The 14560-nt window shown below is 71.8% G+C and carries 2 protein-coding genes; both read left to right on the top strand.

What is annotated here, in order from left to right:
- The first annotated feature begins 192 nt into the window (after nt 1-192).
- Complete coding sequence (locus ABD785_RS21545) at nt 193-9225, top strand: amino acid adenylation domain-containing protein (protein WP_344831150.1); 9033 nt, start codon at nt 193-195, stop codon at nt 9223-9225.
- Nucleotides 9222-14486: a type I polyketide synthase gene (locus ABD785_RS21540; protein ID WP_425547801.1), complete on the top strand. Its 5265-nt coding sequence runs from the start codon at nt 9222-9224 to the stop codon at nt 14484-14486. Before ABD785_RS21545 ends, ABD785_RS21540 begins: the two co-directional genes overlap by 4 nt.
- Nucleotides 14487-14560 lie beyond the last annotated feature (74 nt).

The following is a 14560-nucleotide window of genomic DNA, read 5'->3' as shown; positions in this document are numbered from 1 at the left end:
CCGGCACCTTCAATCGCCGTCTCGGCGGAGGTAGCAGTGGTTGATCCGCGTCCGTTCAATGTCGCCGAATCCATCGGGGTGACGCGAGAAGAATTCCTGATCGCCGCCTTAGTGACCTTTCTGCACGGGGAACTCGGGCGATCGGAATTCATGCTCGGGCTGTCCGAAGGAGCCTCGGAAACCGTCGTTCCCGTGCGGGTCGAGATCGGCGAGAGCTTCACGGAACTCGCCGTGGCGGTCAGCGCCGCCCTGCGCGCTTCGCGGGGCGTGGCCCCCGGAGGTCATCACGGGGGTTCCTGGAGGCTCGGCCTCGACCCGGACGGAGACCTGTGCCTCTGGCTGCCTTCCAGGCGCGTTCGCGTGATCGGCGACCAGGTGTGCCCGGAGCAGTCGGAGCTGGCCGAGGGGTTCTCCGCCTGCCTGCGGGCGGTCATGAAGGACCCGCGGATCCGGGTGGAGGGCGGGCCATCGGCCGGAGCCCTGGTGGTGCCGCTGTTCGAACGGCGGGCCGCGGCGACGCCGGAGGCCGTCGCGGTGGTGTGCGCGGGGGAGGAGCTGACCTACCGCGAGCTGAACGCACGGGCGGAGGCACTGGCCCGCCGGCTGATGGACGCGGGAGTGGGCCCGGACGTGCTGGTGGGCGTGGCGCTGCCGCGCTCGGCCCGGCTCGTGGTCGGCCTGCTGGCCGTGTGGAAGGCGGGCGGGGCCTATCTGCCGATCGACCCGCGATATCCCGGTCAGCGCCTGGACCTCGTCCTGTCCGACGCGAACCCCGCGCTGATCCTCGTCGACGAGGAGACCGAGGACGTGCTGCCTGCAGACGGCGTCCCCCGGCTGCGCGTCGGCGACGGCGCCCTCGCCGGCGACCGGGAGGGCATCCGGCCGCGGGTGCGTCCGGGGAACCACGCCTACGTGATCTACACGTCCGGGTCCACCGGCGTTCCCAAGGGCGTGGCCATCACCCACGGCAACGTCGCCGCGGTCGTGCGGGAGCTGGCCGGGCGGGCAGGGATCTCGGCGCGATCGAGGGTGCTCGCCGCGACATCGGTGGCCTTCGACGTGTCGGTCTTCGAGCTGTTCTCGACCCTGACCAGCGGCGGATGCGTGGAGATCGTGCGCGACCTGCTGGAGCTGACCGAGCGCGAGCGGTGGTCGGGGAGCATGATCTGCGCCGTTCCCTCGGTGTTCGCGGAGCTGGCCGATCAGCTCGCGGACCGGGTCGAGGTGGACACGGTGGTGTTCGCGGGCGAGGCGCTGACGGCCGGAACGGTGGACCGGGTCCGGAAGATGTGGCCCGGCACCCGAATCCTGAACTCCTACGGCCAGTCCGAGTCCTTCTACGTCTCGACCTACCCGGTGGAAGCGGCCTCCGAGGGAGCGTCCGGGGCGATACCCATCGGCGAGCCGCTGGACTGCGTGCGCGCCCATGTCCTGGGCCCCGGGCTGCGGCCGGTGCCGGTGGGCGTGGTCGGCGAGCTGTACGTCGCCGGAGAGGGGATCGGCAGCGGCTATCTGGGCCTGCCGGGGCTCACCGCCGCCTCCTTCGTCGCCGACCCGTTCGCCGACGAACCCGGCGGCAGGCTTTATCGCACCGGAGACCTCGTCCGCTGGCGGCTCCGCGAGGACGTCGCCTGTGATGTGCTCGAGGAACTCCCCGAGAGTTTCGGCGACCTCGAGTTCGTGGGCCGTGCCGACACCCAGATGAAGGTGCGCGGCGTCCGCATCGAACCCGCCGAGATCGAGGGCGCGCTGTCGGCGCATCCCGCGGTGGCACAGGCCGTGGTGCTGTCCCGCGGCACCGCCGCGGGTGGGCAGCTCGTCGCCTACCTCGTGCTCGCCCGGAATGGTGACGGCGCCGTCACCCCGCTCGAACCGCACGAGCTGCGGCGCTTCGCGGCCTCCCGGTTGCCGGACTTCATGGTGCCCGCCGCATTCGTCGTCCTGGACCGGCTGCCGCTGGCCCCGAACGGCAAGCTCGACCGGAAGGCCCTCCCCCCGCCCGAGTCCGCGGGGACGCCCTATCGGGCTCCGCGCACCAGGCGTGAGGAGATCCTCGCCGGGATCATGGCCGAGGTGCTCCGGGTGGACCAGGTCGGCATCGATGACGACTTCTTCGCGCTCGGCGGGGACTCGCTGCGCGCGACGAAACTGGCCGGACGGGTCCGGGCCGTCCTCGACGCCGACCTGCCCCTCCGTGCGATCTTCGAGTCGCCGACGGTCGCCGAACTGGTGGACCACCTCTCCGACGCCGTCGCCCAGCCGCCCCTGATCGCCGTGGAGCGTCCGGACCGAGTGCCGCTCTCCTATGCCCAGCGCCGGTTGTGGTTCTTCCACCGCTACGAGGGAGCCTCGGCGACCTACAACATCCCGCTGGTCGTCCGGATGTCGGGTGACCTGGACGTCGGCGCGCTGAACGCAGCGATCTCCGATGTCGTCGCCCGGCAGGAGAGCCTGCGCACGATCTTCGCCGAGGACGAGAACGGCGTGGCTTTCCAGCGGATCCTCCCGGCCGGGGAGGTGCGGGTCCCCCTGCCGGTGAGCGAGGTCGCCTCGGCGGACGCGGCCGAAGCCGCCCAGCGGGTGGTGCGCCACCACTTCGATCTGACCGCCGAGATCCCGCTGCGCGCGAGCCTGTTCCACCTCACCGACGCTCCCGGCACCTACCTGCTCGCGATGGTCATGCACCACATCGCCGGTGACGGCGCCTCCCTCGTGCCGTTCGCGCACGACGTGGCGGTCGCCTACCGGGCACGGCGGGCCGGCCGGGAGCCGCAGTGGGCGCCCCTGCCGGTGCAGTACGCCGACTACACGCTGTGGCAGCAGAGCACGCTGGGTGAGGAGTCCGATCCCGCCGGCCTGCTCGCGCGGCAACTGGACTACTGGAGCACCGAGCTGGCGGATCTCGTCCAGCCGCTGACCCTGCCGTTGGACCGGCCGCGGCCGCCGCAGGCCGGTCACCAGGGCGACATGGTCGACTTCCAGCTCGAACCCGCTGTGCTGGCCGCGCTGGAACGGCTGGCCAGGGAGCGGGCGACCACACCGTCGATGGTTTTGCAGGCGGCGTTCGCGATCGTCCTGTCCCGGCTCGGCGCCGGCGACGACGTGGTGATCGGATCGCCGATCGAGGGACGCAACCACGACGGGCTGGCCGAACTGGTCGGATTCTTCGTCAACACCTGGGTGCTGCGGGTGGACCTGTCCGGCAATCCCGCGTTCGGCGAGGTGCTGCGTCGCGTGCGAGACAAGGCCCTGGCTGCGTACGAGAATCAGGACGCCCCGTTCGACCGGCTCGTCGAACTGCTGAACCCCGACCGTTCGACGGCTTACCACCCGTTGTTCCAGGTGATGTTCGTCCTGCAGAACATCGGCTGGTCCGACCCGGAGCTCCCCGGCATGACCTGGGGAACGGAGATCGCCGTCACCGGGACGGCCAAGTTCGACCTGATGATGACGATGAACGAGGTGGAGACGCCTTCAGGCGAGCGGGCCCTCGCCGGGCACCTGGAGTTCGCGACCGACCTGTTCGACCGCGACACCGCGGTGTCGATCGCCGCCCGGTTCGTCCGGGTGCTCGAGCAGGTGGTGCGGAATCCGGACCTGACCGCCGGAGCGGTCGACGTCCTGCTCCCCGGTGAGCGAGACCAGGTGATGCGGGAGTACAACGACGTGCCGCTCGCCGACGCCCCGGACGGCGCGGCGACGGTGATGGAGCTGTTCGACGCCCAGGTGTCGGCGGCGCCGGGAGCCGCGGCCGTGCTGCACGAAGGCCGCGAACTGACCTACGGAGAGCTGAGCGCGCGGGTGGACCGGCTGACGGCCCGGCTGCTGAGGGCGGGGGTCGGCCCCGAGGTGGTGGTGGCCGTCGCCCTGCCCCGCTCGATCGAGCTGGTGGTCGGCGTGCTCGCGGTGCTGAAGGCGGGCGGGGTGCACCTTCCCATCGACCCCCGGCATCCGAGCAGGCGGCTGGACCTGGTGCTCGCCGACGCGCGGCCCCGCCTGCTGCTGGTCGCGGAGGAGACCGAGAAGATCCTGCCCTCCTCGGACGTTCCGCGGCTGCGGATCGACGACACGGAGTCCGCCGATGCGCCTTCGCCGTCCGTCCTGCCGGTCGTCGCCCCGGGGAACCTGGCGTATGTGATCTACACCTCGGGGTCGACCGGTGTGCCCAAGGGTGTGGGGATCACCCACGGCAACGTGGTCGCGGTCGTCGGCCAGCTGGCCGCGCGGGTGGGGATCACGGCGGGCACCCGGGTGCTGGCGGCGACCTCGGTGTCCTTCGACGTCTCGGCGTTCGAGCTGTTCGCCACGCTGTCGAGCGGCGGTTGCGTCGAGATCGTGCGCGACGTCCTGGTGCTCGCCGAGCGGGAGTCCTACTCGGGCGGTGTGGTCTTCAGCGTGCCCTCGGTCTTCTCCGAGATGGCCGACCAGCTCACCGACCGGGTCCGGGTGGAGACGATCGTCTTCGCCGGTGAGGCGTTGTCCACTGCGCTGGCGGACCGGGTGCGCCGCATGTGGCCCGACACCCGGGTCGTCAACTCCTACGGGCAGTCGGAGACGTTCTACGTCTCCTCGCACACGATCACCGGACGGGAGGACTCGGGCCCCGGATCGATTCCGCTCGGCATGCCGCTGGGCACCGTCCGGGCCTACGTGCTCGGGTCCGGACTGCGCCCGGTGCCCCAGGGAGTGGTGGGCGAGCTGTACGTCGCAGGCGACGCGGTCGGCCGGGGTTACTTCGGGATGCCGGGGCCGACCGCCGCCGCCTTCGTCGCCGACCCGTTCGCCGACGAACCCGGCGGCAGGCTCTACCGCACCGGAGACCTCGTCCGCTGGCGCGACTCCGGCGACCTGGAGTTCGTCGGACGGGCCGACACGCAGGTCAAGGTGCGCGGCGTCCGCATCGAGCCCGTCGAGGTCGAGACGGTGCTGCTGGCGCATCCGTCGGTGATCCAAGCGGTGGTCGTCGCACGTGACACCGAGGCCGGCAAGCAGCTCATCGGGTACATCGTGCCCGCCCAGGCCCCGCCCTCCGGATCCGCCGATTCCCCGCGGACGCGGGCCACCGGGGACGGCGGGACCGACATCGACTTCGCCGCGACCACGATCGATCCGCGCGTCATGCGGCAGTTCACGGCCACCAGGCTGCCCTCGTACATGGTGCCCGCGGCGTTCGTGGTCCTCGACCGGCTGCCGCTGACGCCGAACGGGAAACTCGACCGCGACGCCCTTCCCGCACCGGTGTTCGAGAGCCGGCGGTTCCGCGCACCGGCCGACAGCGGTCAGGCGCTGCTGGCCGCCGTCTTCGCCGAGGTGCTCGGGGCCGAGCGCGTCGGGGTCGACGACGACTTCTTCGAGATCGGCGGAGACAGCATCCGGTCCATCCAGGTCGTGGCCCGCGCCCGGACCCTCGGCCTGGTCCTCTCTCCGCAGGACGTGTTCCGGCACCGGACCGTCGCGGACCTGGCGGAGATCGCCGGCCGCGAGGAACAGCGCCCCGTGCTCGAGGAGCTGGAAGGCGGCGGACGCGGCTGGATGCCGCTCCTGCCCATCGGACGGTTCCTGGTCGACGGCGGCGGCCCCATCTCCAGATACACCCAGACCATGGTGCTGGAGCTGCCGTTCGGCATCGACCGGATCGGCCTGCTCGCCACCGTCGGAGCGGTCCTGAACCGGCACGACGTGCTGCGCTCCCGGCTCGTGACCGACGAGCGCGGAACGGGGCTCGAGGCGGCCGCGCCCGACGCGGTGGCGGCCGGCGCGCTGCTGCACCGGGTGGAGCTCACCGGAGAGGCGGAAGACCTCGGCCCGCTGATCGCCGCCGAACTCGACGCCGCCGCCGACCGGCTGGATCCCGCCGCCGGGGTGATGCTCCAGCTCGTCTGGTTCGACCACGGCCCCGGGCGTCCCGGCCGGCTGGCGGTGGTCGCCCACCATCTGGTCATGGACGGCGTCTCCTGGCGGATCATCCTGCCCGACCTCGCCACCGCGTGGAGCCGCGTCCGCCTGGGACGGGCGCAGACCCTGCCTGCGGTGGGCACCTCGGTGCGGCGGTGGGCGCACGCGCTGGCCGACGAGGCGGCCTCGCCCTCCCGGGTCGCCGAACTGCCCACGTGGCGGGCGATCGCCGACGGGCCCGATCCGCTGCTGGGAACCCGCCCGCTCGACCCGGCGGCCGACGTGACCTCCTCCGTCGAGCACGTGCGGGTGACGCTGTCCCCGGCCGCGACCGAGGCCGTGCTCACGACCCTGCCCGCGGCGTTCCACGCGGGAGCGAACGACGGGCTGCTCGCGGGCCTCGCGCTGGCCGTCGCGTCCTGGCGGCGCGGCACGGGCGTCTCCGAGACGTCCGTGCTGATCCGGCTGGAGGGCCACGGACGCGAAGAGGAAGCGATTCCCGGCGCGGACCTCACCCAGACGGTCGGCTGGTTCGCGACCCTGTTCCCGGTGCGGCTCGACCCTCTCGACGCGGATCTCGATGAGGCGATGGACGGCGGACCGGCCGCGGGCGGCGTCATCAAGGCGATCAAGGAGCAGCTGCACGCCGTCCCCGGCAGGGGGCTCGGCTACGGCCTGCTGCGGTATCTGAACCCGGAGACCGGGCCGGAGCTGGCACGGCTGCCGGCAGGGCAGATCGCCTTCAACTACCTGGGCCGCTTCTCCGGCGATCTCCTGCCGGAGAGCCTGCGCGGGGCCGGCTGGACACCGATGTTCGACATGCCGGAGGTGAGCCCCGCCCTGGACGCCGACATGCCGGTGACCGTCGCCCTCGACATCGGTGCGCTGGTCGTCGACACTCCCGACGGGCCGCGGCTCACCGCGACGTTCGCGTTCCCCACCGGCGTCCTGGCCGGGGAGACGGTGAGCGAGCTGGCCGATCTGTGGATCCGGGCGCTGAACGGTCTGGCACGGCATGTGGCGGAGCCCGGTGCGGGCGGCTTGACACCCTCTGACGTGCCGATGGTGTCGATCGAGCAGCCGGAGCTGGAAGCCCTGGAGGCCAGGTATCCCGGTCTCGTGGACGTCTGGCCGCTCACCGAGATGCAGTCCGGCCTGCTGTTCCACGCCGCCCTCGCCGGTGCCGGCCTGGACGCCTACCACATGCAGTACGTGTTCCACCTCAGCGGTCCGATCGACGCGATACGGCTGCGGGCCGCAGGGCAGTCGCTGCTCGACCGGCACTCGAACCTGCGGAGCGCGTTCGTCCCCGGCGCCAAGGGGGACATGCTCGCGCTCGTCCAGGACCGCGTCGAACTGCCCTGGCGGGTGGTCGACCTGTCCGCGTCTGCCGAGGCGGACCAGGAGGCGGCGGTCGCACGGCTGCTCGCGGACGACCGCGAAGCCGCCTTCGACGTCGCCGTCCCGCCGCTCGTGCGCCTGATGCTGGTGTCGCTCGGCGACGCCCGGTTCGAGCTGATCCTGACAGCGCACCACGTCCTGTTCGACGGATGGTCGCTGCCGCTCCTGATGCAGGATCTGCTGCGCTTCTACTCCGCCGAGGGCGGCGAAGCGGCGCCGCCGAGGCTCCGCGGCTACCGGGACTTCCTGGAGTGGCTGTCGCACCGGGACCGGGCGGCGTCGCTGCGCGCGTGGACCGGCGAGCTCGACGGCGTCGGCGAGGTGACCACCCTGGCGGGCCGCCGACTGATCTCCGAGACCGGCGTGCAGGGCATCGGGCAGCTTGACGTGCCCCTGACCGAGGAAGAGGCCCGCGCGGTGCCGCAGCGCGCCGCGGAACTCGGCGTCACGATGAGCACGCTCATGTACGGCTCATGGGCGATCCTCCTCGCCGGGCTGACCGGACGGGAAGACGTCGTGTTCGGGGCGACGGTCTCCGGCAGGCCGGCCGACGTCCAGGACGTCGACGCCATGGTCGGGCTGTTCATCAACACCTTGCCGGTGAGGGTGCGGTGCGCACCGGGCCGGACGCTCCGCGACCTGTTGACCGATCTCCAGGCGCGACAGGCCGCGCTGATGGACCACCACCACGTCGGGCTGACGGAGACGGCCCGGGCGATCGGGCTGGGTTCGCTCTTCGACACCCTGGTCGTCTTCGACTCCTATCCCGTCGACCAGGCCGGGCTGATGGACGCCGGAAGCGTCGCCGAGATCCGGATGACCGGGCTCCGGGCGATCGCCGGCAGCAACTACCCGCTCACCGTGATCGCCGCCGCGGATCCGGAGCTGCGCATGTTCCTGAAGTACCGCACCGATGTGTTCGACGATGCCGCCGTCACCGGTTACGCGGCCCGGCTCGCCCGGATCCTCCAGGCCGTCGTCAGCGATCCGGACATGCCGCTGGCCGCCGTCGAGCTGCTCGACCAGGCCGAACGGGAACTGGTGGTGGAAAGGTTCAACGACGGGCGGGACGCGGAGTACGAAGGCCCCGCACGGGTTCCGGCGCAGGCACGGGCTTACGTCCTGGGCGCCGGGCTGCGGCCGGTGCCCGTCGGGGTGGTGGGTGAGCTGTACCTCGCCGACGACGCGCCTTTGGACGCGGAGCCTCCGGGCGTCACGGCGGCGCGGCTCGTCGCGGATCCGGTCGGCCGCACACCCGGCGGTCGCCTGCGCCGGACCGGCGACCTGGCGCGGTGGAGCGCCTCCGGGCGGCTGGAGTACTCCGGCCCGGCCCACCCGCGGGTGACGGTGCGCGGCTACCACGTCGACATCGGCGAGATCGAGTCGGTGCTGCGCGGGCACCCCGGCATCGCGGGGGCCGCGGTGACCGCCCGGAACGCTGAGGAGGAGACGCGGCTGTTCGCGTACGTGGTCCAGCAAGACGACACGACGATCACGGCCGCCCAGATGCGCTCCTACCTCGCGGAGCGCCTCCCAGAGCACATGGTGCCCGCCACGGTGACGCTCCTGGAGCGACTCCCGGAGACCCCGGAGGGGCGGCTGGACCGTGACGGACTGCCCGAACCGGTCCTCGGGCCGCGCCGCCATCGGGAGCCGCGCACTCCCGCCGAGGAGCTGCTGACCGGGCTGTTCCGCGAGGTGCTCAACCTGGACCGGGTCGGCATCGACGATGACTTCTTCGCCCTCGGCGGCCACTCGCTGCGCGCGAGCTGGCTGGTGGGACGCATCGGACAGGTGCTGGGGATCGAGGTACCCGTGCGGACGATCTTCGAATCGCCGACGGTCGCCGATCTGGAACCCCGGCTCCAGGGCATGAAGAAGTCCACCCGGCCGAGGCTCCGCCGCAGGACGGAGGGGAGCTCGTCGTGAGCGCGTCCAGGGAGGAGATCGTCGGCGCGCTACGCCGTTCCGTCAGCGAGAACACGCGCCTGCGCCGGCAGAACGCCGCCCTGACGGCACGGCTCTCGGAACCGGTGGCCGTGGTCGGCATGGGCTGCCGGTTCCCGGGCGGGGTGGGTTCTCCTGGTGAGCTGTGGGATTTGGTGGCGTCGGGTGGTGTGGGGGTGTCGGGGTTCCCGGCAGATCGTGGCTGGGATGTGGAGGGGTTGTTCGATCCTGATCCGGATGCGGCGGGGAAATCGTACGTCCGGGTGGGTGGGTTTCTTGATGATGTGGCGGGTTTTGATGCCGCTTTCTTCGGGATTTCGCCGCGTGAGGCTGTGGCGATGGATCCTCAGCAGCGTTTGCTCTTGGAGGTGGTGTGGGAGGCGTTGGAGGACGCCGGAATCGATCCGCTGGGTCTGCGGGGTTCGCGGACCGGTGTGTTCGCCGGTGTCTTCGGCCAGGACTACGGGCTGGCCGCTCGGGCCAAGGGCGTAGAGGCCGTGGGGGGAGGTGATCTGGAGGGCCACATGACGGGTGTGTTGGGTTCGGTGGTGTCGGGTCGGGTGGCGTATGTGTTGGGTTTGGAGGGTCCTGCGGTGTCGGTGGATACGGCGTGTTCGTCGTCGTTGGTGGCGTTGCATTGGGCGGTGCAGTCGTTGCGTTCGGGTGAGTGTGATGTGGCGGTGGTGGCGGGTGTGACGGTGATGTCGTCTCCGGGTTCGTTTGTGGAGTTTTCGCGTCAGCGGGGGTTGGCTGTGGATGGTGTGTGCAGGTCGTTTGGTGAGGGTGCTGGGGGGACGGTGTGGGGTGAGGGTGTGGGTGTTGTGGTGTTGGAGCGGGTGTCGGCTGCTCGTTCGGGGGGTCGTCGGGTGTGGGGTGTGGTGCGGGGGTCGGCGGTGAACCAGGACGGCGCGTCGAACGGCCTGACGGCTCCGAACGGCCCCTCGCAGATACGGGTGATTCAGGAAGCGCTGGCGAATGCGGAACTGAATCCTGGAGATGTGGACGTGGTCGAGGGCCATGGGACCGGGACGGTCCTGGGGGACCCGATCGAGGTTCAGGCATTACTCGCGACCTATGGGAACGGCCGTGAAGGCGAGCCGTTGTGGCTCGGCTCGTTGAAGTCGAACATCGGTCATACGCAGGCGGCTGCGGGTGTGGGTGGTGTGATCAAGATGATTCAGGCGATGCGTCACGGGGTCATGCCGAGGACGTTGCACGTGGATGCGCCCACCGAGAAGGTGGATTGGTCTTCGGGTTCTGTGCGGTTGCTGACCGAGGAGCGGTCCTGGCCGGAGACGGGCCGTCCGCGCAGGGCGGCCGTCTCCTCCTTCGGCGTCAGCGGCACCAACGCCCACGTCATCCTCGAACTGCCCGACGAGGACCGCCCGGCTCCTTTCACCGTCCCCGACGGCCCCCTGCCGGTCACCTGGACGCTCGCCGCCAAGACCCGGAACGCGCTCGCCGCCCAGGCGGACCGGCTGGCAGGCCATCTCGAACGGCACCCGGGGACGCGCCCGATCGACGTCGCCCGCACGCTCGGCACCCGCGCCGCGTTCCGGCTGCGCGCCGCGGTCACCGGAACCGACCACGACGCGATGGTGGCCGACCTGCGGACCCTCGCCACCGGCGGGCTGCCGCCCGGAGCGGCCACCGGGACCGCCACCACCGCGAAGCTCGCCCTGGTGTTTCCCGGCCAGGGATCGCAATGGATCGGCATGGGCCGCGACCTGATGGACTCCTCACCGGTGTTCGCCGGCTCCATGCGCGCCTGCGCCGAAGCCCTCACGGAGTTCGTGGACTGGTCCCTGCCCGACGTCCTCGCCGGACGGCCGGACGCCCCCTCCGCGGCACGCGTGGACGTGCTCCAGCCCGTGCTCTTCTCGGTCATGGTATCGCTCGCCGCCCTCTGGCGATCGATGGGCGTGACCCCGCGCGCGGTGATCGGCCACTCGCAGGGCGAGATCGCGGCGGCCCACGTCGCCGGCGGACTGTCACTGCGGGACGCGATGAGGGTCACCGCCCTGCGCAGCCTGGCCCTGTCCGAACTCACCGGAAGCGGCGGCACCGCATGGGCCGGGCTCTCCGCCCAGGACCTACGCGGCAGGATCGCCGGCAAGTATCCGGGTCTGTCCATCGCCGGCATCAACGGTCCCCTGTCCACCGTGGTCGCCGGGGTGGGGGACGAGCTCGACGCCCTCCTCGCCGATCTCGCCGGGAGCGGTGTCCGCACGTCGATGATCGAGTCCCGCTTCGCCAGCCACTCGGCCCACATCGAGCAGGTCCGCGAGCTGCTGGCCGAGCGGCTCGCGCCGGTGGAACCGCGAGCGGGCACCATACCGTTCTTCTCCACGGTGACCGGCGACTGGCTGGACACCCGGGAGCTGACCGCCGGCTACTGGTACGAGAATCTGCGCCGGACCGTGCGCTTCGAGGAGTCCGTTCGCGCCCTGCACGACCAGGGATTCCGGACGTTCATCGAGTCCAGCCCGCACCCCGTCCTGGCGGCCGCGGTGGCGGACACCGTCGACGATCTGGGCGGAGAGGTCACCACCATCGGCACCCTGCGCAGGGACCGCGGAGGACAGGAGCAGATCCTCACCTCCGCCGCCCAGGCCTGGGCGGCTGGCGTGCCCGTCGACTGGAAGGGGATGTTCGCCTCGGCAGGCGGCCGGACCGTGGAACTGCCCGCCTACGCCTTCCAGCACGAGCGGTACTGGCTGAAGGGATCGGCGGCGCCCGGCGGTGCGGCCGCGCTCGGACTGGAGGCCGCACGGCACCCCCTGCTCGGCGCGATCGTGGAGCTCCCCGACTCCGGCGGAGTACTGCTGACCGGACGGCTGTCCGCGCACACCCTTCCCTGGCTCGCCGACCATGCCGTGTTCGGGCAGGTGCTGCTGCCCGGTGCCGCCCTCGTGGAGCTCGCCGTCCACGCCGGTGGCCGGGCCGGCTGTCCGGTGGTGAAGGAACTGGCGCTCCAGGCACCGCTGGTCGTCCCGCCGCATGGCTCGGTGGATCTCCGCGTGACGGTCGGTGAGGACTTCGCGGACGGCCGTACGGTGACCGTCCATTCACGGCTCGGCGGCGCGGGCGAGGCCTGGACGCTGAACGCGCAAGGCCTGCTGACCTCCGAGCACGCCACCGTCGCGGCCCTGGGCCTGACCCGGTGGCCGCCGGCCGGGGCGCGGGCCGTCGACCTCGACGGCGCCTATGCGGAGCTGGCGTCGCGCGGATACGGATACGGCCCGGCCTTCCAGGGGCTGAAGGCCCTGTGGCGGCGCGGCAAGGAGATCTTCGCCGAGGTGCGGGCACCGGCGGGCGTCGAGCGGGAGACCGGCTTCGTCCTTCACCCGGCGCTGCTGGACGCCGTCCTGCACGCGGGGTTGCTCTCGAGCGACCCGGCCGAGGTCCGGCTGCCGTTCTCCTGGGAAGGTGTGCGGTCGCACGGGGCTGGAGCCCCGGTGCTGCGTGCCCGGATAGCGCCGACGGCCGAGCCGGAGACCGTCTCGGTACAGGTCGCCGACGAGACCGGGCGGCTCGTGCTGTCGGTGCGGTCCCTGATGACACGGCGGATCTCCATGCGGCAGCTCACCGCGGCCGGAGCAGCCGGAACACCCGAAGGCCTCTACGAGGTGACATGGTCGCCGGTGACCTCGGGACCGGGCGCGGAGAAGGTGGAGTGGCGGCGCTGGACGGAGCGCGACGAAGCCGCCGGATCCCTGGACGCGGTGGTCTTCTCCGCCCGGCCCGTCGAAGGCGACGTGGTCGGGGGGACGCACGAGGCGACCCATCGGGCCCTGCGGGTGGTGCAGGAATGGCTGGCCGACGAGCGGTTTCCCAAGACGGTGCTGGCCATCGTGACCCGCGGTGCGATGGCGTCGCCGGACGGTGAGGTCGGTGATCTCGCCGGATCGGCGGTCTGGGGCCTCGTGCGGTCGGCGCAGTCGGAGCACCCCGGCCGGATCGTCCTCATCGACACCGACACCGACATCGACATTGAAACCGGGGCATCCGGGCTGGAGCCGCTGCTGGCGGCCGCCCTGGCCGCGCGGGAACCGCAGCTGGTGAGCCGCGCCGGTGTCCTGTACGCCGCGCGGCTGTCCCGGGCCGTCCCGCCCTCGCCGGACGGGCCGGAGAAGACGACGCCGCTGTCGGGCGGCACGGTCCTGATCACCGGGGGCACCGGCGGCGTGGGGGCGGTGCTGGCCCGCCATCTCGTGACCGAGCACAAGGCGGCCCGGGTGGTCCTGGCGAGCAGGCGAGGACCGGACGCGCCGGGAGCCGAACGGATCAAAGAGGAGCTGGCGGACCTGAACGCCCTGGTCGACGTGGTGGCCTGCGACGTCTCGGACCGGGAGGCGGTGACCGCCCTGGTGGCCGAGATGCCCGATGACCTGCCGCTCACGGGAGTGATCCACGCGGCCGGTGTGCTCGACGACGGCGTGGTGGAGTCGCTGACACCGCAACGGCTCGACACCGTGCTGGCCGCCAAGGCCGACGCGGCCTGGTACCTGCACGAGGCCACCCGCGATCTTGATCTGCCGATGTTCGTGCTGTGCTCCTCGGCGTCGGGCGCGCTCGGTGGTCCGGGCCAGGCGAACTACGCCGCGGCGAACACGTTCCTGGACGGCCTCGCCGCGCACCGGAGGGCGGGCGGATCGCCCGCTCTGTCAGTGTCGTGGGGGCTGTGGGCGCAGTCCGGCGACATGGTCGCGCATCTCACCGACGCCGAGCGGGAGCGCCTGCGCCGCGACGGCGTGGTGGGCATGGCGCCCGGCCAGGCCTGCGCGCTGTTCGACGCCGCCGTCGGCCATGGTTTCACGCACGTCGTCGCGGCGGAGTGGGACAGGTCCGCGCTGCGCGCCAAGGCCGGCACGGGACAGCTTCCCCCGCTGCTGGCGGGACTGGTACCCGCGATCCGCCGCACCGCCACCGGCGCGGGGGACGGCGGGCCAGGGCTGGCGCACCGCTTGACCGGGCTCGATCGGCCGGAGCAGCGGCTGCTGGTCCTCAACGTGATCCGCGACCGGGTGGCGGCCGTGCTCGGCCACGCCGACCGCGAGGCGATCCAGGCGGAGGACTCGTTCTTCGAGCTCGGGCTCGACTCGCTCAGCGCGCTGCAGATCCGCAACCAGCTCATGACGGCCACGGGCCTGCACGTTCCGGTCCGTGTGTTCTACAGCAATCCCACCCCGGCTACGCTGACAGACCATCTCCATCAGCAGCTGCTCGACGGATTGAAATAGCCCGGCCCGGCGGGATTCCTTTCTCGGTCGCGTGCGGAATTTCCGCAGCTGGCTACCCCGAACCCGACCTGTTG

It is taken from the genome of Actinocorallia longicatena, from assembly GCF_039534125.1.
In the GTDB taxonomy this organism is placed as follows: domain Bacteria; phylum Actinomycetota; class Actinomycetes; order Streptosporangiales; family Streptosporangiaceae; genus Actinocorallia; species Actinocorallia longicatena.
This window is presented reverse-complemented; position numbering and strand designations above follow the sequence as displayed.